Source organism: Kitasatospora sp. NPDC048722 (genome assembly GCF_040650235.1).
Lineage (GTDB): Bacteria > Actinomycetota > Actinomycetes > Streptomycetales > Streptomycetaceae > Kitasatospora.
This window is the reverse complement of record NZ_JBEZGX010000018.1, coordinates 122,201-145,541: the sequence shown is the minus strand read 5'-3', so window position 1 is coordinate 145,541 and position 23,341 is coordinate 122,201. Positions and strand designations below refer to the sequence as shown.

Sequence of the window (23,341 nt, the reverse complement as noted above, 5' to 3'; positions counted from 1 at the left end):
GGTTACATTCCGAACCCGGAAGCTAAGCCTCACAGCGCCGATGGTACTGCAGGGGGGACCCTGTGGGAGAGTAGGACGCCGCCGAACAATCATTCCAAAAAGACCCACTCCCGACCGGGAGTGGGTCTTTTTGCGTTACCCTCTGCGAATGCAGAACCTGACCCTGACCTGGCAGTCCGCCGGGGGCACCGCCGTTGTTCTCCACGGCGGTGCGTACGTCGCCGCGAGGGTCCGGAAACCGTCCCTGTCGGCGCTCCTGCGCGAGGCCGGCACCCTGCTCGCCCTGTTCGCGCTGTGGCAGCTGGTGGGGCACCTGTCGGTGATGAGCGGGGACCACGCGCTGGACCGGGCGGAGTGGATCCACCGGACGGAGCTGGCGGTCGGGTTGCCTGACGAGGCGTCGTGGCAGGCCGCGATCACGCCGTACCCGGTGCTGGTGCGGCTGGCGAACTACTACTACGCGGTCATGCACTTCGGCGTCATGCTGGTCGTGCTGCTCTGGGTGTTCCTGCGGTACCGCGAGCGGTACGCGTGGGTGCGGAACACCGTGGTGATCACGACCGCGGTCTGCCTCCTGGTCCAGTTCATTCCGGTGGCACCGCCGCGGATGCTGCCGGAGAACGGCTTCGTCGACGTGGCCGCGCAGTACGGGCAGTCCGTGTACGGGGGCGCGGTCGGCGGTGTGGTGGTGGCGGACCAGCTGTCCGCGATGCCGTCGGTGCACGTGGCGTGGTGCGTGCTGGCCGCGGTGGCGGTGATCCGGGTGGCGCGGAGCCCGTTGCGCTGGCTGATGGTGCTGCACCCCGTTCTGACGGTCGCCGTGGTCGTCGTGACCGCCAACCACTTCTGGGCGGACGGCATCGTCGCCGTGACGATCCTGCTCTTCGCCTACGCCGTCCTGGCGCTGACGGCACGCCGGCGGGGCCGGTCCTCCGTGGAGACGGAGGACCGGCCCCGCAGCGGGTCCGGGTCGCGGACCGGGCAGGTCACTTGACCGGCAGCGCGATCCGACCCCACTTGCCGTTGCTCAGCCTGGCCGTGGCCCCGTACCAGGCGATGAGCCCGGAGAGCGCCGCGACCCAGCCCGCGAGCTTGGTGAGGCTGCCGTGGCCGCCGAACGCGCCGATGGCGGCCACCAGCAGGGACAGCGTCAGCAGGCCGTAGACGGCCCGGTTGTACAGGCCCGCGCCCCAGCTCGCCGCGGTGAGGGTGAGGGCGAGCAGGGCCCACAGCAGCAGGAACAGCCCGGCCGCGTTCTTGCTCGCGCCGCCGGCCACCGACCAGGTCGCCCAGAAGGCGCCGAGGCTGGTGAAGGCGGTGCCGGTGAAGCCCTCGCCGCCGCGGAGCTGCCAGAGGCCCGCGACGAACAGGGTGATGCCGCCGACGACGTGGGCGAGGTGGGCCGCGTCCCCGGCGCCGGTGCCCTTGAGGATCCCGGTCGAGAGCAGGCCGTAGGCGAGAAGTGTGAGGCCGAGTGCGAGGTAACCGAGGTCACCCGCGTCGGCTCCGGTGGGACGGGCGTTCGTTGCCCCGGAGGCGTCGTTGCTCACCGGAGGCTCCTTTCACTCTGGGCGCGCGCAGGGCGCAGTCAACGCAGTGGGGTGGTCCGAAGGAGTGGTCGCGGGAAGGTGCGCGCGACCGCGCCGAGGGCGCACGGCAGAAGCGTGCGCGGGCTGCGGTCAGAGGTGGTGGGCCGAGGGCCGAATGTTCCGGGCCGGGGGTTCGGAGGAGTCCCCGCTGAGGTCGGTGTACCCGGGCCCACCAGGCTTGTACCCTTGTGAATCGCACAATTTGTGGCGTCGTCAGCTGTGGAACGCTCACGATCGGCCGCCGGGCGGATCCGGCCGTGGCGGATGTGCTCAGTGGCGGGTCTCCGGCGGGTCCGCCCGGTGCCGACCCGGTCAGCAGGAGTGCGTCGGGCTCAGCTCGTGCGCTGGGCGGGCACCCGCAGTGTCAGGATCGCCATGTCGTCGGACGGCGGCTCCGGGGCGAAGCGCTCGACCGCGCGCTGCACGCGCATGGCGACGGCCCCGGCGGTGAGGCCGGTGCAGCCGGTGAGGACCTCGGCGAGGCCGTCGTCGCCCAGCATCCGGCGGCCCTCGCGGCGTTCGGTGACGCCGTCGGTGACGCAGAGCAGGACTTCGCCGGGGGCGAGCACGAGGTGCTCGGCGGTGAGGTCGAGGTCGTCCATGACGCCGAGCAGGGGCTGCGGGGTGGCGGCGCGGTCGACCTGGCCGTCGGTGCGCAGCCGCAGCGGCAGCGGGTGGCCGGCGCAGACCAGGGACAGTTCGGTGCTGCCGTCCGGTCGGGGCGTCAGCTCGCCGTAGAGCAGGGTGAGGAAGCGGCTGCGCGAACCCTCGTCCAGGATGGCCGCGTTGAGCCGGGTGAGGACCTGCGGGGCGTCCAGGCCCTCGCGGGCGAGCAGGCGCAGCGAGTGGCGGGCCAGGCCGGTGACGGAGGCGGCCTCGGGACCGGTGCCGCAGACGTCGCCGATGGCGAAGCCGTACGTCCCCTCGCGGATGGTGAACAGGTCGTAGAAGTCGCCGCCGACCTCGTTGCCCTCGCCGGCGGCCTGGTAGTAGACGTCCACCTCGACGCCGGGGATCTCGGGCAGGTCGGGCGGCAGGAGGCTGCGCTGGAGGGCCTGGCTGGTCGCGGTGCGCTCGGAGTAGAGGCGGGAGTTGTCGAGGGCGAGGGCGGCCCGGCGGGAGAGGTCCTCGGCGAGTTCGAGGATCTCCTGGCGGAAGCGGATGCCGGCCGGGGTGCCGAGGGCGAGCAGGCCGATGACGCGGTTGCGGGCGGTGAGCGGCAGGACGACGGTCTCGCCGAGCACGCCCGCGAGTTCGGGGCTGTCGGTGAGTCCGCCGGCGGCGGCGGTGTCGGTGGGTGCGGGCCAGAACCGGGCGCTGTGGGCGGGGCCGGGGTCGGGCGCGGGGGTCTTGTCGAGCAGGCCGCGCAGCGCGTCGATGCGGTCCTCGTCCTCGTGCAGGACGAAGGCGAGGTTGGGCGCGGCGCCGTGGTCGCCCTTGGTGTAGACGGCGCACCAGGAGGCGAGGGTGGGGACGGCCATCTGGGCCATCAGGGCGAGGGTCTGCTCGTGTTCGAGGGTGCCGGCGAGCAGGTCGGAGGCTTCGACGAGGAAGGAGAGCGAGCCGCGGCGCAGTCGTTCGAGCTCGGTGAGGCGGGTGCTCTCGACGGCGAGGGCGACCCGGTCGGCGGCGAACTGCAGGCGCAGCGCGTCCTCGTTGTCGTAGCGGCCGGGGGCGGCGGTGGCGATGCCGAGGGAGCCGATCAGCCGGCCCTCGACCTTGAGCGGGACGGTGACCAGGGAGCGCATGCCGCTGCCGTCGAGGAGGGCCAGTCCTGCCGGACGGGCGGTCAGGTCCTCGTGGACGGTGGGCAGCCGGGCGGAGTCGTAGCGGTTGCCGTGTCCGACCGGGAAGCGGGTGTGGCGGCGGTGTCCGGTGGTGAGGCCGGTGGCGGCGCGGACCTCGAACTCGGTCTCGTCCTCGGTGGTGAGGAGCAGGTAGGCGGCGTCGGCGTCGAGCAGGTCGCGGGCGCGTTCGACGGTGCGCTGGAGCAGGGTGTCGAGGTCGTCGGTGGCGACCGGGCCGGCCAGCAGGTCGAGCCGGGGGCCGGCCGGGTCGGGACGGTCACCGGGCAGGGCGCGGGCGGGGGAGCGCAGGACGGCGCGGTCGGGTTCGAGGACGAGCAGGCAGAGCGTGGACGGGACGCCCTCGGTGTCGCGGACGCGGACCTGGACGCCGTACACCTCCTCGGTGCGGCCGTCGGCGAGGCGGACGGCGAAGCCGCCCTCCCAGCGGGCGAGGCGCAGCGTCTCGGCGAGGCCGAGGCCGCGGGCGGGGGTGTCGGGCCAGACGGCGAGGTCGGCCCACGGGCGGCCGAGGACGCTGTCGGCGGGGTGCTGGAAGAGGGCTTCGGCGTCCGGGTTCCAGGCGAGGACGCGGCCGTCGTCGTCGAGCTGGACGACGGCGACGTGCACCGGGCCGGGGCCGCTGGGCAGGTCGCTGCCGGGGGTGGCGGGGACGGCGTAGCGGGTGCCGGCGACGGGGACCGGCAGGGCGAGGCGGAACCAGACGGTCTTGCGGCCGGCCGAGTACTCGACGCCCCAGCGTTCGGCGAGCGCGGAGCACATCAGCAGGCCGCGGCCGCCCTCGCCGTCGGGGTCGGCGTAGCGCTCGGAGGAGGTGACGGGGCCGTCGGCGAAGGCGGGCAGGCCGCGTTCCGGGTGGTGGTCGGTGACCTCGATCCGGACGGTGCCCTCCTCGCGCAGGCAGCCGACCTCGGCGGCGGTGCCGGCGTGCACGACGGCGTTGGTGACGAGTTCGCTGACCAGGACGACGGCGTCGTCGACGACCTCCGGCAGTCCCCAGCCGAGCAGCGCGTCCCGGACGAAGCCCCGGGCGGCGGCCGCGGACCTGCCGTCGGGGTCGAAGGTGGCGGCTGCGCGCGCGGTGACCACGTTGCCACTTCTCCTCTGCTGCTCTTGCCCTGGCTGTCCGGGTGCGGCGCCGTCTCCCGGTACGCGCCGGCGGGTGGCGGCGGCGCTGGGACGGGTCGTGGCCCGGTGCAGCGCTCCACCCTACTTTCCGCTTGGTTCCCCGTGGGGGCGGGGCGTCGAAACGGGCACCAGAGGGTGATTCTGCCCACGCGTTTCGGGAGAGGCGGTAACAACCGTGTGCAACCGGCCGTATACCCGGGGCCGGTGCTGCCAGACTGGGGGGTCCGCGACGGTCGGTCGGGACAGTACGGTCGATGCGGGTGCCGGTGCGTCGCGAGGTGCGACCGGTGCGCAGCCCAAGCCGGGGCGGTGCCCGGGCCCCGGTCCGCCGGGGCACGGACGGCCACCGGACAGTTCACGACGTGGGAGGGGCCCGTTGAGTTCGGCCACCAAGGACGCAACCGGTACGACGCAGGCCGCCCAGCGCGGTGCTCGCCCCGGGGCCGCGCCGCGGAGCGCGGCCGGCCGGCGAGCGAACCACGGCCGGGGCGCGGAACCGGCGGAGCTGCGCAAGCTGCTGTCGGCGCTGACGGCGATGCGCGACGGCAACTTCCGGCGCCGGCTGACGGTGCCGGGGGACGGGCCGCTGGCGGAGATCGCCGCGGTGTTCAACGAGGTGGCCGAGCGCAACCAGCACCTGACCGGTGAACTGGCCCGGGTGCGGCGGGCGGTGGGCCGCGAGGGCCGGCTGAACGAGCGGCTGGAGACCGGTGCGGGCGAGGGCGCCTGGATGGCGGCGGTCGACAACTGCAACGCGCTGATCGACGACCTGGCCCGCCCGATGTCCGAGGTGGGCCGGGTGCTGACCTCGATCGCCGAGGGCGACCTGGACCAGAAGATGGAGTTGCGCTCGCTGCACAGCAACGGGGTGAGCCACCCGCTGCGCGGCGAGTACCTGAAGATCGGGCGGACGGTCAACGGGCTGGTGGACCAGCTCTCGGAGTTCACCGACGAGGTGACCCGGGTGGCTCGCGAGGTCGGCACCGAGGGCAAGCTGGGCGGTCAGGCCAAGGTCCGCAGCGTGTCGGGCAGTTGGAAGGACCTGGCGGACTCGGTCAACACGATGGCCGGGCGGCTGACGGCCCAGGTGCGCAACATCGCCCAGGTGACGACGGCGGTGGCCAAGGGCGACCTGTCCCGCAAGGTCACCGTCGAGGTGGCCGGCGAGATGCTGGAGCTGAAGAACACCGTCAACACGATGGTGGACCAGCTCAACGGCTTCGCCGCGCAGGTGACGAGGGTCGCCCGGGACGTCGGGACCGAGGGCCGCCTGGGCGGTCAGGCGCAGGTGCCGGGCGTGGCAGGGGTCTGGCGGGACCTGACCGACTCGGTGAACTTCATGGCCGACAACCTGACCGGCCAGGTGCGGAACATCGCCCAGGTGACGACGGCGGTGGCGCGCGGGGACCTCTCGCAGAAGATCGAGGTGGACGCGCGCGGCGAGATGCTGGAGCTGAAGAACACCATCAACACGATGGTGGACCAGCTGTCCGGGTTCGCCGAGCAGGTGACCAGGGTGGCCCGCCAGGTGGGCACCGAGGGCCGCCTCGGCGGTCAGGCGCAGGTGCCCGGCGCGGCGGGCGTGTGGCGCGACCTGACCGACAACGTCAACTTCATGGCGAACAACCTCACCGATCAGGTGCGCAACATCGCCCAGGTGACGACGGCGGTGGCCAAGGGCGACCTGTCGCAGAAGATCCAGGTGGACGCGCGCGGCGAGATCCTGGAGCTGAAGAACACCATCAACACGATGGTGGACCAGCTGTCGGCGTTCGCGGACGAGGTGACCCGCGTCGCCCGGGACGTCGGCACGGAGGGCATCCTCGGCGGCCAGGCGAGCGTGCCGGGGGTGTCCGGGACCTGGAAGGACCTGACCAACTCCGTCAACCTGATGGCCAACAACCTGACCAGTCAGGTGCGCAACATCGCCGAGGTGACCACGGCGGTCGCGCGCGGCGACGTCTCGAAGAAGATCACCGTCGACGCCCGGGGCGAGATCCTGGAGCTGGTGACGACCGTCAACACGATGGTGGACCAGCTGTCGGCGTTCGCCGACGAGGTCACCCGCGTCGCCCGCGAGGTGGGCACCGAGGGGATCCTGGGCGGCCAGGCCCGGGTGCGGGGGGTGTCGGGCATCTGGAAGGACCTGACCGACAACGTCAACTTCATGGCGTCCAACCTGACCGGGCAGGTGCGCAACATCGCCGAGGTCGCCTCCGCGGTGGCCCGCGGCGACCTCTCGAAGAAGATCACCATCGACGCGCAGGGCGAGATCGCGACGCTCGCCGGGACGCTGAACACGATGGTGGACCAGCTCTCGTCCTTCGCCGTCGAGGTGACCAGGGTCGCCCGCGAGGTGGGCACCGACGGCACCCTGGGCGGCCAGGCGAGCGTGCCCGGCGTGGCCGGCATCTGGAAGGACCTGACCGACAACGTCAACCTGATGGCCAACAACCTCACCGGCCAGGTCCGCAACATCGCGCTGGTGATCACGGCGGTGGCCCGCGGCGACCTGTCGCAGAAGATCGACGTCGACGCGCGCGGCGAGATCCTCCAGCTCAAGACCAGCATCAACACGATGGTCGACCAGCTGTCCGCGTTCGCCGACGAGGTCACCCGCGTCGCCCGCGAGGTGGGCACCGACGGCCGCCTCGGCGGCCAGGCCCGGGTGCCCGGGGTGGACGGCACCTGGCAGGACCTCACCGAGTCGGTGAACGAGCTGGCCAACAACCTGACCCGGCAGGTGCGCGCGATCGCGCAGGTCGCCACCGCCGTGACCAGGGGCGACCTGAGCCTGCGGATCGACGTCGACGCCGCGGGGGAGCTCGACGAGCTCAAGGACAACATCAACCAGATGATCGCCAACCTGCGCGAGACCACCCGCACCAACCAGGAGCAGGACTGGCTCAAGACCAACCTGGCCCGGATCTCCGGCCTGCTCCAGGGCCGCCGGGACCTGGAGGCCGTCGCCTCGCTGATCATGACCGAGCTCACCCCGGTCGTCTCCGCCCAGCACGGCGCGTTCTTCCTCGCCCAGCCGGCCGGCCGCACCGCCGAGCTGATCACCGAGGACGACGACGAGAACGACACCGTGCTGCGCCTGATCGGCAGCTACGGCTACCAGCGGCGCGCGATGCCGACCACCTTCCGCCCCGGCGAGTCGTTGATCGGCCAGGCCGCGGTGGAGAAGCGGGCGATCATCCTCAAGGAGGCGCCGCCCGGGTACCTCAAGATCGCCTCGGGCCTCGGCGAGGCCTCGCCGGCCCACATCGTGGTGCTGCCGGTGCTGTTCGAGGGCCGGCTGCTCGGCGTGATCGAACTCGCCACCTTCAGCTCGTTCACGACCGTCGCCCTCGACTTCCTCAACCAGATCGCGGACCTGATCGGCGTCACCGTCAACACCATCAGCGTCAACACCAAGACCGAGGGCTTGCTGCTGGAGTCCCAGCGACTCACCGCCGAACTCTCGATGCGTTCCGCCGAGTTGGAGGCTCGCCAGGAGGAACTGGAGCGCACCAACGAGGAGTTGCAGGAGAAGGCCGAGCAACTCGCCCAGCAGAACCGCGACATCGAGATCAAGAACAGCGAGATCGAGGAGGCCCGCCAGGTCCTGGAGGAGCGCGCCGAACAGCTCGCCCTGGCCTCCCGCTACAAGAGCGAGTTCCTCGCCAACATGTCGCACGAGCTGCGCACCCCGCTCAACTCGCTGCTGATCCTGGCCAAGCTGCTCTCCGACAACAACGAGGGCAACCTCTCGCCCAAGCAGGTCGAGTTCGCCGACACCATCCACGGCGCCGGCTCCGACCTGCTCCAGCTGATCAACGACATCCTCGACCTGTCCAAGGTCGAGGCCGGCAAGATGGACGTCCGCCCGAGCCGGATCGCCCTGGTCCAGCTGGTCGACTACGTCGAGGCCACCTTCCAGCCGGTCGCGCTGGACAAGAACCTGGACTTCGCCGTCCGGGTCTCGCCCGCGCTGCCGGTCACCCTGCACACCGACGAGCAGCGGCTCCAGCAGGTGCTGCGCAACCTCATCTCCAACGCGGTCAAGTTCACCGACGCGGGCGCCGTCGACTTCTCGATCAGCCCGGCCGGGGCGGACGTGCCCCAGCACGTCCGCGAGCAGCTGCTGGAGTCCGGCGCGATCAAGGACCCGGACGACACGCTGATCGCCTTCGCCGTCTCCGACACCGGCATCGGCATCCCCGGCAACAAGCTGCGGGAGATCTTCGAGGCCTTCAAGCAGGCCGACGGCACCACGAGCCGCAAGTACGGCGGCACCGGGCTCGGCCTGTCCATCAGCCGGGAGATCGCCCGGCTGCTCGGCGGCGAGATCCACGCCGAGAGCGAGTTCGGCAAGGGCTCGACGTTCACGCTCTACCTGCCGCTGCACACCGAGTCCTCGGACACCCCGCCCGCCGAGCGCGCCGCCGTGGCGGCCGTGCCCGACACCCCGGTGCTGCGCGCCACCGTCGGCGTGACCCCGGTGGGCGTGCCCGTCCCGGTCGGCGAGAACCCGGCCGACCACTGGGCCCAGGAGGTCCGCGAACTCGCCGAGGAGCGCCGCCGCGGCGCCGTGGAGCGCCGCCGCACCGCCGCCCTGGACCTCCCCGCCGAGGGCCGCCCGGTGGAGCCGGTCCCGCTGCGTCCCGGCCGCACCGACGCGCGGTTCGGCGGCCAGCAGGTGCTGATCGTCGACGACGACGTCCGCAACGTGTTCGCCCTCACCAGCGTCCTGGAACAGCACGGCCTGACCGTCCTGTACGCCGAGAACGGCCGCGAGGGCATCGAGATGCTGGAGCAGCACGAGCACGTCGCGCTGGTCCTGATGGACATCATGATGCCGGAGATGGACGGCTACGCGACCACCGAGGCGATCCGCCGGATGCCCCAGTTCGCCGGCCTGCCGATCATCGCGCTGACCGCCAAGGCGATGAAGGGCGACCGCGAGAAGTCCCTCGCGGCGGGTGCCACCGACCACATCACCAAGCCGGTGGAGACCGACCACCTGCTGACGGTGATGCACGAGTGGCTGCGGCCCGACCGGTCCTAGGCCCCGTTTCCCAAGCGGGACTTGGGCGACGGGCCGACGGCGGGGCGCGCACCCGGAGGCGGGCTCCGGGGCGCACGCCGGGCCGGAGATCGGTTTGCTGGCGGGGAGGGCCGGGAACCCGGTAGGGTCACCGATCGTTGCGAACAGTGACCGGACGGCGACACGCTGCTGAGCGTGCGCCGGAGCACTGGCCGTGCACCGGTTCCGATCGGGTCCGACGCAGCCGGGTCGCGACGGAGCGATGTGCCGGGCGAGGGGGTGCGGCTAGCATGACCGGGGTAGCGGTGGGCAGTACGCGAGTGCCTTCACCGGGCAGGCAGGCGACAGGAGGGCGGGCCCTGATGCAGAAGGCGAAGATCCTCCTGGTCGACGACCGGCCGGAGAACCTGCTGGCACTGGAGGCGATCCTCTCGGCGCTCGACCAGACGCTGGTGCGCGCGGCGTCCGGCGAGGAGGCGCTCAAGGCGCTGCTGACCGACGACTTCGCCGTGATCCTGCTGGACGTCCAGATGCCGGGCATGGACGGTTTCGAGACCGCCGCCCACATCAAGCGCCGCGAGCGCACCCGGGACATCCCGATCATCTTCCTCACCGCGATCAACCACGGCCCGCACCACACCTTCCGCGGCTACGCGGCCGGCGCGGTCGACTACATCTCCAAGCCGTTCGACCCGTGGGTGCTGCGCGCCAAGGTCTCCGTCTTCGTCGACCTGTACGTGAAGAACTGCCAGCTGAAGGAGCAGGCCGCGCTGCTGCGGCTGCAGCTGGAGGCGGGCGGCGGCGAGCCGGCCATCGGCGGGGCGCTGCTCGGCGAGCTGTCCGCGCGGCTGGCGGCGGTCGAGGAGCAGGCGGAGGCGCTGGGCAAGCAGCTGGACGGCGGCGCCGACGCGGGGGTGGCCGCCACCGCGGCGCACCTGGAGCGGAAGCTGACCGGGCTGCGCCGGGCCCTGGACGCGCTGCGCCCGGGCAGCTCGTAGGAGTACGCAGGAGCCGCGCCGGCTGGCCCGACCGGGTGGAGCGCGCGGGCGTCCGGGTGAAATCCGGTCAGCGTGACGGAGTGTCTGCGACACGTCGGGGCGCCCCGGCTCGCCACATGTGCACCGGTGGTCCGCACCGGTAGGCTGCTGACCCATGGCCACTCGTACGCCCGGAAACGCAGCACGTAAGACGAGTCCGGGACCGTCCAAGAAGGCCGCGGCGAAGGCCCCGGGCAAACCGCCGGCGAAGAAGGCGGCGCCCCGCAAGGCACCCGCCAAGAAGACGGTGGCCAGGTCGGCCCCGCCACCGCCGCCGAACAGGTCGATACTCCTGCGCGCCCTCAACGGGCTCGCGAGCCCGATCGCCGCGATCTTCCGGGGCGTCGGCGACGGCGCCAAGAACCTCCACCCCGCCCACCGCAAGGACGGGCTGGGCCTCGTGCTGTTCGCGCTCGGCCTGGTGACGGCCGCGGGGACCTGGTTCAGCCCGCAGGGCTGGCTCGGCGAGGCGGCCACCGCCGTGGTGTCCGGGCTGTTCGGCCGGCTCGACGTGCTGGTGCCGTTCCTGCTGGTCGGGATCGCGATCCGGCTCTGGCGCCACCCGGAGCTGCCGGAGGCCAACGGGCGGATCGTGATCGGTCTGAGCGCGCTGGTGGTCGGCGTCCTCGGCCTGGTCCACATCGGCTGCGGCGCGCCCACGATGGGCAGCGGCGCGTCCCGGATAAGGGCGGCGGGCGGCATCATCGGCTGGGCCGCGTCGACGCCCATGATGGCCGCCGCGGGCCCGGCGCTCGCCGTGCCGCTGCTCCTGCTGGTGGCCTTCTTCGGACTGCTGGTGGTCACCGCCACCCCGGTCAACCGCATCCCCGAGCGGTTGCGCGCCGCCGGCGTGCGGCTCGGCGTGGTCGAGCCGGGGCCGGAGGACGAGTACGGCGAGGGGCGTGCGCCGGAGCGCGAACTGTCCACCGATCCGCCGGAGGACGCCGACCCGTCGGCCCTGCCGTTCACCGTCGACTCCGAGGACCCGGTCGACGAGGTGGCCGCCCGCCGGCGCCGCCGGCGGCGCAAGCCGCAGCCCGAGGACCCCGAGGGCGCGGAGGCGGTCCACGAGTCCGTCTCGCTGGACAAGGACGCCGACGACCCGTTCACCACCCGCAACCTCGCCGCGGGCGCCGCCGCCGACCTGGACGGCGCGCTGGTCTACGGCGTGCCCGCCTCCTCCGCGGTGGCGGACATGATGCACCAGGTGCAGGACCGCACCGCCCCGCCCGAGGAGCCCCTCGTCCCGGCGGCCCGCGGCGCCGGCCCGGGCGCGCCCGAGGAGCACGGCCGGGCCCCGGTGCGGATGGAGCAGCTCCAGCTCTCCGGCGACATCACCTACAGCCTGCCCCCGCTCGACCTGCTGGAGCGCGGCGGGCCTGCCAAGCCCCGCAGCGCCCTCAACGACGAGGTGGTGGCCCAGCTCACGAGCACGTTCGCCGAGTTCAAGGTGGACGCCAAGGTCACCGGATTCACCCGGGGCCCGACGGTCACCCGCTACGAGGTCGAGCTCGGCCCGGCCGTCAAGGTGGAGCGGATCACCGCGCTCGCCAAGAACATCGCGTACGCGGTGGCCAGCCCGGACGTGCGGATCATCAGCCCGATCCCGGGCAAGTCCGCGGTCGGCATCGAGATCCCCAACCGGGACCGCGAGATGGTCAACCTCGGCGACCTGCTGCGCTCGCGCACGGCCGCCGAGGACACCCACCCGATGGTCGTCGGCATGGGCAAGGACGTCGAGGGCCACACCGTGATGGCCAACCTCGCGAAGATGCCGCACATCCTGGTGGCCGGGGCGACCGGCGCGGGCAAGTCCTCCTGCATCAACTGCCTGATCACCTCGATCCTCGCGCGGGCCACCCCGGACGAGGTGCGGATGGTGCTGGTCGACCCCAAGCGGGTCGAGCTGACCGCCTACGAGGGCATCCCGCACCTGATCACGCCGATCATCACCAACCCCAAGAAGGCCGCCGAGGCGCTCCAGTGGGTGGTGCGCGAGATGGACATGCGCTACGACGACCTCGCGGCGTTCGGCTTCCGGCACGTCGACGACTTCAACGCGGCGGTGCGCGCGGGGAAGGTCACCCCGCCGCTCGGCAGCGAGCGCGAGCTGACGCCGTACCCGTACCTGCTGGTGATCGTCGACGAGCTGGCCGACCTGATGATGGTCGCGCCGCGCGACGTCGAGGACTCGGTGGTCCGGATCACCCAGCTGGCCCGCGCGGCCGGCATCCACCTGGTGCTCGCCACCCAGCGGCCCTCGGTGGACGTCGTGACCGGTCTGATCAAGGCCAACGTGCCGTCCCGGCTGGCCTTCGCGACCTCCGCGATGGCCGACTCCCGGGTCATCCTGGACCAGCCCGGCGCCGAGAAGCTGATCGGAAAGGGCGACGCGCTCTTCCTGCCGATGGGCGCCGGCAAGCCGATCCGCATGCAGGGCGCGTTCGTCACCGAGGCCGAGATCGCCGCGGTGGTGCAGCACTGCAAGGACCAGCTGGCCGCCCGCTACCGGGACGACGTCATGGTCGGCGGCGGGCCGAAGAAGGAGATCGACGAGGAGATCGGGGACGACCTCGACCTGCTGATCCAGGCCGCGGAGCTGGTGGTCTCCACCCAGTTCGGCTCGACCTCGATGCTCCAGCGCAAGCTCCGGGTCGGCTTCGCCAAGGCGGGCCGGCTGATGGACCTGATGGAGTCGCGCGGGATCGTCGGCCCGAGCGAGGGCTCCAAGGCGCGCGACGTCCTGGTGAAGCCGGACGAGCTCGACGGGGTGCTGGTGACCCTGCGCGGCTGACGGCCCGGCCCCGGGAGCCGGGTGTCCCGGACGAGGTGTCACTCGTTCGGAGGAGGGTAGGCGCCAGCGCGGGAACCGAACGTCCGCGCACCGCGTCACTGGCCGGAAAGCGATCACCGTGCTCCCCCTGCGTGACCCCGCCGACCGGCCGTCGGCGGGGCCCCGCCCCGATCGGGGCGGGTGCGCGCATTCGGGCCTGTTCCGCTTGAGAATCGATCCGTCCACGCCCCTAGACTGTTCCCCAGCAGGTGGCCATCCGCTCGAAAGGCGTGCCCCGTGACCATCGGCAAGTCCCCCGACCGCGAGAACGCCCCGTCGTCCGCAGAGCCGAGCGACGCGGTGCAGGCGGCCGATGCCCCGAGCATCGGCCGGGTGCTGTCCGCCGCCCGGCTGGAGGCCGGACTCACGGTGGATCAGGTGAGTACGGCGACCCGCGTCCGGGTGCCGATCGTGCATGCCATCGAGGAGGACGATTTCGGCCGCTGCGGCGGCGACTTCTACGCCCGTGGGCACATCCGCGCGATCGCCCGCGAGGTCGGCGTGGACGGCGAGGCCCTGGTGGCCCGCTACGACGCCGCGCACGGCGGCTCGCCGGCCTCCAAGCGGCCCACCCAGCTGATCGAGAGCGGCCCGATCAAGGTGCCCTCCCGGGGCCGGCCGAACTGGACCGCCGCCATGGTCGCCGCGATCGTCGCGGTGGTCGCCCTGATCGGCTTCAACCTGGTGAGCGGCAAGGGCGGCCACACCGGCACCGGCTCCGCCAGCGCGCCGCTGCCCAGCGGCACCGGCACCGGCTCGATCGCCCCCGCGCCCTCGCCCTCCGTGCAGCCCCCGGCCCCCGCGCCGAGCGCCGCGGCGATCGCGGCCGTCCCGGCCGACAAGGTCACCGTCAAGCTGGTCGCCGAGGGCACCAGCTGGGTCTCGGCCATAGACGGGAACGGCAAGTCGCTGTTCCAGAACAACATCAGCGACGGCCAGGACCAGACCTTCACGGACCCCAAGCAGATCAAGCTGGTGCTCGGCAACGGCGGGGCCGTGCACGCGTACGTCAACGGCAAGGACCTCGGTCTGCTCGGCAAGGACGGGCAGGTGGTGCACGTCACGTACACCCCCGGAGACCCGCAGGCGGGCTGACCACCGGCACCGGGCGGGGCCCGCAGAAGATCGTGTTGTCGAGGCGCGCGGCCTCCGGGGCGAACGGCACCGGGAGCCGCGCGTTAATCTTGGGCCTATGCCTGAACGCCGTACTGTCGCCCTTGTCACGCTCGGATGCGCCCGCAACGAGGTGGACTCCGAGGAACTCGCCGGGCGACTGGAGGCCGACGGCTGGTCGCTGGTCGACGACGCCGCCGAAGCCGACGTGGCCGTCGTCAACACCTGCGGCTTCGTCGAGGCCGCCAAGAAGGACTCCGTCGACGCCCTGCTGGAGGCCAACGACCTCAAGGGGCACGGCCGCACCCAGGCCGTCGTCGCGGTCGGCTGCATGGCCGAGCGCTACGGCAAGGAGCTCGCCGACGCGCTGCCCGAGGCCGACGGGGTCCTCGGCTTCGACGACTACGCCGACATCTCCGACCGCCTCCAGACCATCCTCTCCGGCGGCCACCACGCCCCGCACCTGCCGCGCGACCGCCGCAAGCTGCTGCCGATCAGCCCGGCCGAGCGGCAGTCCGCCGCCGAGACCGTCGCGCTGCCCGGCCACGGGCCCGCCGAGACCCCTGCCGCACCGATCGACGACCTGCCCGAGGGCCTCGCGCCCGCCTCCGGCCCGCGCACCCTGCGCAAGCGGCTGGACGACAGCCCGGTCGCCTCGGTCAAGCTCGCCTCCGGCTGCGACCGCCGCTGCTCCTTCTGCGCCATCCCGGCCTTCCGCGGCTCGTTCATCTCCCGCCGTCCCTCCGACGTCCTGAACGAGGCCAAGTGGCTGGCCGAGCAGGGCGTCCGCGAGGTCGTCCTGGTCAGCGAGAACAACACCTCGTACGGCAAGGACCTCGGCGACATCCGCCTGCTGGAGACGCTGCTCGGCGAGATCGCGGAGATCGACGGCGTCGAGCGCGTCCGGGTGTCCTACCTGCAGCCCGCCGAGATGCGCCCCGGCCTGATCGACGCGATGACCGGCACCGCCGACGTCCTGCCCTACTTCGACCTGTCCTTCCAGCACTCGGCGCCGGCGGTGCTGCGCCGGATGCGCCGCTTCGGCTCCACCGACCAGTTCCTGGAGCTGCTGAAGACCATCCGGGACAAGGCCCCGCAGGCCGGCGCCCGCTCCAACTTCATCGTCGGCTTCCCCGGTGAGACCGAGGAGGACTTCGCCGAGCTGGAGCGCTTCGTCACGCACGCCGGGCTCGACGCGATCGGCGTCTTCGGCTACTCGGACGAGGACGGCACCGAGGCCGCGACCTATGACGGCAAGCTCGCCGAGGACGTGATCGCCGACCGGCTGGACCGGCTCAGCCGGCTCGCCGAGGAGATGACCGCGCAGCGCGCCGAGCAGCGGATCGGCACCGAGGTCGAGGTCCTGATCGAGTCGGTCGAGGACGACGTGGTCGAGGGCCGCGCCGCCCACCAGGCCCCCGAGACGGACGGCCTGACCACCCTCACCGGCGTCCAGGACCCGCGGGTCGGCCAGTTCTGGCGGGCCAGGGTGGTGGCCAGTGAGGGCGTCGACCTGATCGCCGAGGCCCTGGAGCCGGTGCGGGTCCGGCAGGCCCCGGGAGCCGGGGAATGACCAAGGGGCCCGGCGCCCCGGCCGCGGCCCATCCGGACAGACCGGCCGCCGCGCTGCCGCCGGCGCCGGCCGTCTGGAACATCGCCAACATGCTCACGATGCTCCGGCTGCTGCTGGTGCCGGTCTTCGTGGCGCTGCTGTTCGCCGACGGCGGGCACGACCCCAAGTGGCGCTCGGTGGCCTGGGCGTCCTTCGCCATCGCGATGATCACCGACCTGTTCGACGGGGAGCTCGCCCGGCGCAAGGGCCTGGTCACCGACTTCGGCAAGATCGCAGACCCGATCGCCGACAAGGCGATCATGGGCTCGGCGCTGATCGGCCTGTCGGTCCTCGGCGACCTGCCCTGGTGGGTCACCGCGGTGATCCTCGCCCGCGAGCTCGGCATCACGCTGATGCGCTTCTGGGTGATCCGCTACGGCGTCATCCCGGCCAGCCGGGGCGGCAAGCTCAAGACCCTGACCCAGGGCATCGCGGTCGGCATGTACGTGCTGGAGCTGACCGGCTGGCTCGCCACCGCGCGGGCCGTGCTGATGGGCCTGGCGGTGCTGCTGACCGTCGGCACCGCGCTGGACTACATCGGGCAGGCGCTGCGCCTGCGCCGCGAGGGAATGGCCGCGGGGCGCGCGGACCGGTGAACGAGGGGGCCTGGTGACGGACCATGGGACTGCGGAGCACGGCACCGCGGACTACGCGCTGGCCGAGCGGGTGCACGCGGCGCTGCGCGACGGGGGCAGCACGGTGGCCGTCGCCGAGTCGCTGACCGGCGGGCTGCTGGCGGCCGCGCTGGTCGACGTCCCCGGGGCGTCCGCGACCTTCCGGGGATCGGTGACGGCGTACGCGACCGAGCTGAAGGCCTCGGTGCTGGGGGTGGACGAGGGACTGCTCGACGTCCACGGGCCGGTGCACCCGGTGGTGGCCCGGCAGATGGCCGAGGGCGTCCGGCGGCTGCTGGGGGCGACCTACGGGCTCGCGACGACCGGGGTGGCCGGGCCGGAGCCGCAGGACGGGCAGCCGGTGGGCACCGTACACCTGGCGGTCGCCGGTCCGGGGGGAACTCTGGTCAGTTCGCCCCGGCTGTCCGGGGGGCGTGCCACAATCCGTCACGGAGCCGTGACCGCCGCGCTGGAGCTGCTCGTCGGCCGGTTGCCGGAGCATCAGGACCCCGTCCGTCCCGATCCCTGCCGACCGGGATCCGCCCGAAGTCGCGTGCGGGGACGGTAGAGCTGGAGGATCGTGTTACATCCAACAGCCTGGTTGGGCAGAAACCAGGTGGCGAACGAGTTGCGTGACGGTGGCCGGGCGGCCTGCGAGGGGTACCACGAGGGGCCCGCGGACCCGGGTACGACACCGGAACGAGGAGGGGGACAGCCTTGCAGCCCAGAGTGAACACGACCAGGGTCCCCGCACGCGAAGCGGGCAAGGCGGTACGGTGGGGGCGTGACATCTCGATCCGCAGTCCGAGGAGGGAGGCACCGATGATCCTGCTCCGTCGCCTACTGGGCGATGTACTGCGTCGGCAGCGCCAGCGCCAGGGCCGCACACTCCGCGAGGTGTCGGCGGCCGCCAGGGTTTCGCTCGGTTACCTCTCCGAGGTCGAGCGGGGACAGAAGGAGGCCTCGTCCGAGTTGCTCTCCGCCATCTGCGACGCACTCGACGTCCGGATGTCCGAGGTCATGCGCGAGGTCAGCGACGAACTGTCGCTCGCCGAACTTGCGGCGATGGCCACCCTCTCCGAAGGTGATCTGCTGAGGCCGGTGCTCGAACCGGTACCGCTGCCCGCCCCCGGCGCCGACCGGGCGACCATGTCGCCCAAGGCCGCCGCGATGGACGTGGTCGCCGCCTGATCCGGCCTCGACTCCCGGCACGCCTGCTCGACGCAGGAGAAGGCCCGGGGCGAGCGAAGGAGGGCGGTCGTGCGGAAAGACGCGACGGCGCACGCGGTGGCCCGAATACGGCCGTTGCTGCGGCGCCTGGTGCCGTGGCCGGCCCGCTGGGTCCTGGTGGTCCTGTCGGCCGGGCTGGTCTGGTGGCTCCTGGTGGTCCGGGGGCAGCTGGCCGACGGCGCGGTGCTCGGTCTGCTCGCGGCCGGCGGCTGGGGGCTCGGTCTGATCCCGGTCCACGCCGACCGGAGCGCGACCGGACCGGTCCGCCGCGGGGCGGGCGGGGCCGTGGGCCGGTCGGAGGCGCCGACGCCCCCGATCGGGTGAGAAGTGTGCGGGAAGGCCGCGGAGTCGTTGACTCCGCGGCCTTCGGCGTTTCGGGGCACCGGCTCCCCGGAGTTCACGAACGCAGGCGCAGCCCGCGCGGAGTGGCGTGGAAGCCCGCTTCCTCCAGGGCCGTGCCGAGCGCCGAACCGAGGGCGGGCTCGCCGTTGGCCCGTTCGATCGTGACGCTGCCGAGCGCGCCCTCCCGGACGGCACCGGCGAGGGCGGCGGCGGCCAGCGCCCGGGTTGCCCCGTCCTCCGGCCAGGCCAGCAGGGACTTGCCACCGCGCTCGACGTAGAGGGCGAGCTCGCCGTCCACCAGCACCACCAGGGCGCCCGCCTTGCGGCCGGGGCGGTGCGCCCTGGCCTCCTCGGCGCCGGGAGCGGTCGGGGGCTCGGGCCAGGGCAGCGCGGCGCCGTAGGCGTTCGCCGGGTCGGCGGCGGCGAGCACCAGTGCCTGCGGAGGCTCGGCGGCGGGGCCGGCCGGCCACTCGGCGGCCCGGGTGCGCTCCAGCCGGCCGTTGACCGACCGCAGCCGGTCGGCCGCGCCCTCCATCGCGAACTGGGCGCCGCCGAGGCCCTCGACGAAGTAGCCGCGGCGGGTGCGCCCGCGCTCCTCCATCGCGGCGAGCACCCGGTACACCCCGGCGAAGCCGCCCGGGACCCGCTCGGCCGCCACCGTGCCCCGGGTCAGCAGGCCGTGGCGGTCCAGCAGGGCCTGGGCCTGGGCGGTGGCCCGGACCGTGGGGTCGGCGGCCGGGGCGGGCAGCAGTGACCAGCGGCCGGCCACCGTCGGCGGGCCGCTGCGCAGGGCCCCGCCGGCCCGGCCGAAGGCGCGGCCGGCCCCGCCGTAGCGGCCGCGGGGGGTGGCCCTGGGGGCGCGGTGGGCGGTGGCGCCCGCCGTCCGGCCGGAGCCGAGCAGGGCGCGCAGCGGGGCGAGGGTGTCGTTGCTGACGTAGCCGGCCCAGACGAGGTCCCACAGGGCCTCGACGACCTCCGGCTCGGGGGTCTCGTCGCCGTCGGCGCGCAGCCGCTCGACCAGCTGGCGGAAGAACAGGCCGTAGCCGCCGGTGAGGGCGGTCATCAGGGCGCCGTGCAGCGGGGTGACGGCGGGCGGGACGGGCTCGGGGCGCAGCAGGTGGGCGTTCTCGGCCAGGTGGAGGCTGATCCAGCCGTCCTTGCCGGGCAGGGCGCCGGCGCCGCACCAGCCGAGCTCGCCGGCCGCCATCAGTTCGTCCAGCAGGCCGGGGGAGTAGTCGGCGAGGCGGGACGGGAGGATCAGCTTCTCCAGGGCGGAGGCGGGCAGGGCGGTGCCCTGGAGCTGTTCGACCACCCGGAGCAGGCCGTCCGGGCCGCGCAGGCGGTGGCCGGCGAGGTGCTGCCACTGGGGGAGGAAGGCGGCCAGGGCGCGCGGCGGGACGGGCTCGACCTCCTGGCGCAGGGCGGCCAGCGAACGGCGGCGCAGGCGGCGCAGGACCTCGGCGTCGCACCACTCGACGGTGGCGGTGTGTCCTTCGACGGGCCTGAACTCGCCCTGGACGAGGCGGCCGGTGGCGGTGAGGCGGTGCAGGACGCCGGCGACGACGGCGGTGCCGAGGCCGAGGCGGGCGGCGGCCTCGGCGGCGGTGAACGGGCCGTGGGTGCGGGCGTGCCGGGCGAGGAGGTCACCCAGGGGGTCCTTGACCGGTTCGGTGAAGGCTTCGGGGACGCCGACGGGCAGGGGGGTGCCGAGGGCGTCGCGCAGCCGTCCGGCGTCCTCGACGGCGGCCCAGCGCTGCTCGCCGGCGATCCGGACCTGGATGACCCGGCGGGCGGCCTCCAGCTCCAGGGCCCAGAGCGGCTCGGCGCCGCGGGCGGTGAGCTCCGCCTCGGCGAGCGGGCCGAGCAGGCGCAGCGCGTCGGCGACGCCCTCGGCGTCCTTGATCCGGCGCTCGGGGGTGAGCCGCTGGAGCTCGGCCTCCAGTTCGGCGAGCACCTGCGGGTCGAGCAGCTCGCGCAGTTCGGCCTGGCCGAGGAGCTCGGACAGCAGCCGGGAGTCGAGCGACAGGGCGGCGGCGCGGCGCTCGGCGAGGGGGGAGTCGCCCTCGTAGAGGAACTGGGCGACGTAGCCGAAGAGCAGGGAGCGGGCGAAGGGGGAGGGTTCGGGGGTGGTGACCTCGACCAGGCGGACGGCGCGGGATTCGAGGTCGCCCATCAGCTCGACCAGGCCGGGCACGTCGAAGACGTCCTGGAGGCACTCGCGGACGGCCTCCAGGACGATCGGGAACGAGCCGTACTCGGAGGCGACTTCGAGGAGCTGGGCGGCGCGCTGGCGCTGCTGCCAGAGCGGTGTGCGGCGGCCGGGGTTGCGCCGGGGGAGCAGCAGGGCGCGGCCGGCGCACTCGCGGAAGCGGGAGGCGAACAGGGCGGAGCCGCCGACCTGGTCGGTGACCAGCCGCTCGATCTCGCCGGGGTCGAAGAGGGCGGCGTCGGCGCCGACCGGGGCCTCGTCCGGGGCGGACCGCTCCGACGGTCCGGCGAAGTCGAAGCCGGGGTCGAGCAGGTCGGCGTCGGGCAGGCGGAGCACGATGCCGTCGTCGGCGTGCATGACCTGCGGGTCGAGGCCGTGCTTCTCGCGCAGCCGGGCGCCGAGCGCGAGCGCCCAGGGTGCGTGCACCTGGGCGCCGAAGGGCGAGTGGATGACGATCCGCCAGTCGCCGAGTTCGTCGCGGAAGCGCTCGACGACGATCGTGCGGTCGTCCGGGAGGTGGCCGCAGGCGGTGCGCTGTTGGGCGAGGTAGTCGAGCAGGTTCCGGGCGGCCCAGTCGTCGAGGCCGGCCCGCTTGAGGCGCTCGGTGGCGTCGGCGGGGGCGAGCGCGCCCAGCTCGCGGGTGAACGCGCCGAGGGCGCGGCCGAGTTCGAGGGGGCGGCCGAGGGTGTCGCCCTTCCAGAACGGGAGCCGGCCGGGGATTCCGGGGGCGGGAGTGACGAGGACCTTGTCGTGGGTGATGTCCTCGATCCGCCAGGACGTGGTGCCGAGGGTGAAGACGTCGCCCACGCGGGACTCGTAGACCATCTCCTCGTCCAGCTCGCCGACCCGTCGCCCGCCACCGCCCTTCTTCGGAAGCGCTCCGCGTTCCCCCTCGTGTCGGCCGCCGCCCTCCTTGCCCGTCTTCGAATCGGACGCGGTGCTCCCGGCGATGAAGACGCCGAACAGGCCGCGGTCGGGGATGGTTCCGCCGGAGGTGACGGCGAGGCGCTGGGCGCCGGGCCGACCGGTGACGGTGCCGGCGACGCGGTCCCAGACCAGGCGGGGGCGCAGCTCGGCGAAGGCGTCCGAGGGGTAGCGGCCGGCGAGCATGTCGAGCACCGCGTCGAAGGCGGACTGCGGCAGGGTGGCGAACGGCGCGGCGCGGCGGACCACGGCGAGCAGGTCGTCCACCGGCCAGGTGTCCAGCGCCGTCATGGCGACGAGCTGCTGGGCGAGCACGTCCAGCGGGTTCCGCGGGACCCGCAGCGCCTCGATCTGGCCGGCGCGCATGCGTTCGGTGACCACCGCGGACTGGACGAGGTCACCGCGGTACTTGGGGAAGAACACGCCGGTGGAGACGGCGCCGACCTGGTGGCCGGCCCGGCCGACCCGCTGGAGGCCGGAGGCCACCGAGGGCGGGGACTCGACCTGGACGACCAGTTCGACGGCGCCCATGTCGATGCCCAGCTCCAGGCTGGAGGTGGCGACCACGGCGGGCAGCCGGCCGGCCTTCAGGTCCTCCTCGACCAGGGACCGCTGCTCCTTGGAGACCGAGCCGTGGTGGGCCCGGGCGAGGACCGGCGGAACGCCCCTGGCCGCGCCGGAGCCGCCCATCAGCTGGGCGGGGGCGTGCGCCTCGTGGGCGGCGGCGCCGGTGGCGCGCTCGTGGGCGATCTCGTTCAGCCGGTTGCACAGGCGCTCGGCGAGGCGGCGGGAGTTGGCGAAGACGATCGTCGAGCGGTGCGCCTGGACGAGGTCGACGATCCGCTCCTCGACGTGCGGCCAGATCGACGTCTGGCGTTGCGGATCGCTGTCGGGGGAGCCGCCGGTGGCGGGGGCGGCGGGCAGGTCGTCCAGGTCGGGGACGGGCACGACGACCGAGAGGTCGAACTCCTTGGTGGCGGCGGGCTGGACGACGGCGGCACCGCGCTGCGGGCTGAGGAAGCGGGCCACCTCCTCGACCGGGCGGACGGTGGCGGACAGGCCGATCCGGCGGGCCGGGCGGTCCAGCAGCTCGTCCAGGCGCTCCAGGCTGAGCGCGAGGTGCGCGCCGCGCTTGGTGCCGGCGACCGCGTGGACCTCGTCGAGGATCACCGTGTCGATGCCGCGCAGAGCCTCCCGGGAGGCCGAGGTGAGCAGCAGGAAGAGCGACTCGGGAGTGGTGATCAGGATGTCCGGCGGGTGGGTCGCGAAGCGGCGGCGGTCGGCGGCGGGGGTGTCGCCGGAACGGATGGCGACCTGGACGTCCGGTTCGGGCAGGCCGAGCCGGACGGCGGCCTGGCGGAGCCCGGTCAGCGGGGCGCGGAGGTTGCGCTCGACGTCCACGGCGAGGGCCTTGAGCGGCGAGACGTACAGCACCCGGCAGCGGCGCTTGGTCTCGGCCGGGGGCGGGGTGCTGCTGAGCCGGTCCAGGGCGGAGAGGAACGCGGCGAGCGTCTTGCCGGAGCCGGTGGGGGCGACCACCAGGACGTCCGTCCCCCGCCCGATGGCGCGCCAGGCTTCCGTCTGGGCGGTGGTGGGCGCGGCGAAGGCACCGGTGAACCAGGCCCGGGTGGCCGGGGCGAACCCGGCGAGCGGGTCGTCCTGCGGTTGGTCCGGCCGGTCGGCCGGCGGGGTCTGCTGCTGGGGCGCCATGCCCCCATGGTGCCGGGTGGGACCGACAACCGGGTGGGTGGCGGGGAGCGTCCGGTCGGCGAGGTGAGTCGGTGTCGTGGACGGAGGTGTAGTTAAAGGAGCAAAAACGACAATCCGCTCATATGGTGATGATTCAAGCCCATGATCACCCGCGTGCCTGCGG

General features: G+C 73.4%; 13 protein-coding genes and 1 rRNA gene. 11 read left to right on the top strand and 3 right to left on the bottom strand.

All coding sequences use genetic code 11. The features are described from left to right. Together rrf and AB0C76_RS16125 are read left to right on the top strand one after the other, a co-directional pair. Window positions 1-87 (top strand): 5S ribosomal RNA (gene rrf, locus AB0C76_RS16130); the annotation flags it as partial. Between the two features lie 61 nt (window positions 88-148). Further along, a complete protein-coding gene (locus AB0C76_RS16125) occupies window positions 149-994 on the top strand; it encodes a phosphatase PAP2 family protein (RefSeq protein ID WP_359964934.1) in 846 nt (281 codons plus the stop codon). Here AB0C76_RS16125 and AB0C76_RS16120 read toward each other — a convergent pair. Continuing rightward, window positions 987-1,550 (bottom strand): acetate uptake transporter, encoded by a 564-nt coding sequence (locus AB0C76_RS16120; protein WP_359964932.1) that lies wholly within the window; start codon window positions 1,548-1,550, stop codon window positions 987-989. The two genes, AB0C76_RS16125 and AB0C76_RS16120, sit on opposite strands and share 8 nt — an antisense overlap. A 371-nt stretch (window positions 1,551-1,921) precedes the next feature. After that, window positions 1,922-4,483 (bottom strand): SpoIIE family protein phosphatase, encoded by a 2,562-nt coding sequence (locus tag AB0C76_RS16115; protein WP_359964930.1) that lies wholly within the window; start codon window positions 4,481-4,483, stop codon window positions 1,922-1,924. 544 nt (window positions 4,484-5,027) lie between these two features. Between AB0C76_RS16115 and AB0C76_RS16110 the strand changes: the two genes are divergently transcribed. From AB0C76_RS16110 to AB0C76_RS16070, 9 genes are all read left to right on the top strand, one after another. Then, window positions 5,028-9,575: a HAMP domain-containing protein gene (locus AB0C76_RS16110; RefSeq protein ID WP_359964957.1), complete on the top strand. Its 4,548-nt coding sequence runs from the start codon at window positions 5,028-5,030 to the stop codon at window positions 9,573-9,575. Window positions 9,576-9,913: 338 nt separating this feature from the next. Beyond that, a complete protein-coding gene (locus tag AB0C76_RS16105; protein ID WP_359964955.1) occupies window positions 9,914-10,552 on the top strand; it encodes a response regulator in 639 nt (212 codons plus the stop codon). 154 nt (window positions 10,553-10,706) lie between these two features. Further along, window positions 10,707-13,385 (top strand): DNA translocase FtsK, encoded by a 2,679-nt coding sequence (locus AB0C76_RS16100; RefSeq protein WP_359964928.1) that lies wholly within the window; start codon window positions 10,707-10,709, stop codon window positions 13,383-13,385. Window positions 13,386-13,661: 276 nt separating this feature from the next. After that, window positions 13,662-14,519 carry a RodZ domain-containing protein gene (locus AB0C76_RS16095; protein WP_329924323.1) on the top strand — a complete coding sequence of 286 codons (858 nt, stop codon included), beginning with the start codon at window positions 13,662-13,664 and terminating at the stop codon, window positions 14,517-14,519. A gap of 97 nt (window positions 14,520-14,616) precedes the next feature. Then, entirely contained in the window at window positions 14,617-16,110 is a 1,494-nt protein-coding gene (gene rimO / locus AB0C76_RS16090) for a 30S ribosomal protein S12 methylthiotransferase RimO (RefSeq protein ID WP_359964926.1), read from the top strand. Further along, window positions 16,107-16,745, top strand: coding sequence for a CDP-diacylglycerol--glycerol-3-phosphate 3-phosphatidyltransferase (gene pgsA, locus AB0C76_RS16085; RefSeq protein ID WP_359964924.1), 639 nt, complete (start codon window positions 16,107-16,109; stop codon window positions 16,743-16,745). The genes rimO and pgsA overlap by 4 nt, the downstream gene beginning before the upstream one ends. A gap of 58 nt (window positions 16,746-16,803) precedes the next feature. Then, window positions 16,804-17,331 (top strand): CinA family protein, encoded by a 528-nt coding sequence (locus AB0C76_RS16080; RefSeq protein WP_359964953.1) that lies wholly within the window; start codon window positions 16,804-16,806, stop codon window positions 17,329-17,331. 254 nt (window positions 17,332-17,585) lie between these two features. Continuing rightward, the gene (locus AB0C76_RS16075) at window positions 17,586-17,954 is read left to right on the top strand and encodes a helix-turn-helix transcriptional regulator (RefSeq protein ID WP_359964922.1); all 369 of its coding nucleotides are present in this window, start codon (window positions 17,586-17,588) and stop codon (window positions 17,952-17,954) included. Window positions 17,955-18,023: 69 nt separating this feature from the next. After that, window positions 18,024-18,317, top strand: coding sequence for a hypothetical protein (locus AB0C76_RS16070; protein ID WP_359964920.1), 294 nt, complete (start codon window positions 18,024-18,026; stop codon window positions 18,315-18,317). A 73-nt stretch (window positions 18,318-18,390) separates the two neighbouring features. Here the strand turns inward: AB0C76_RS16070 and AB0C76_RS16065 are convergent, their stop codons facing one another. Continuing rightward, a complete protein-coding gene (locus AB0C76_RS16065; protein ID WP_359964918.1) occupies window positions 18,391-23,178 on the bottom strand; it encodes an ATP-dependent helicase in 4,788 nt (1,595 codons plus the stop codon). Window positions 23,179-23,341 lie beyond the last annotated feature (163 nt).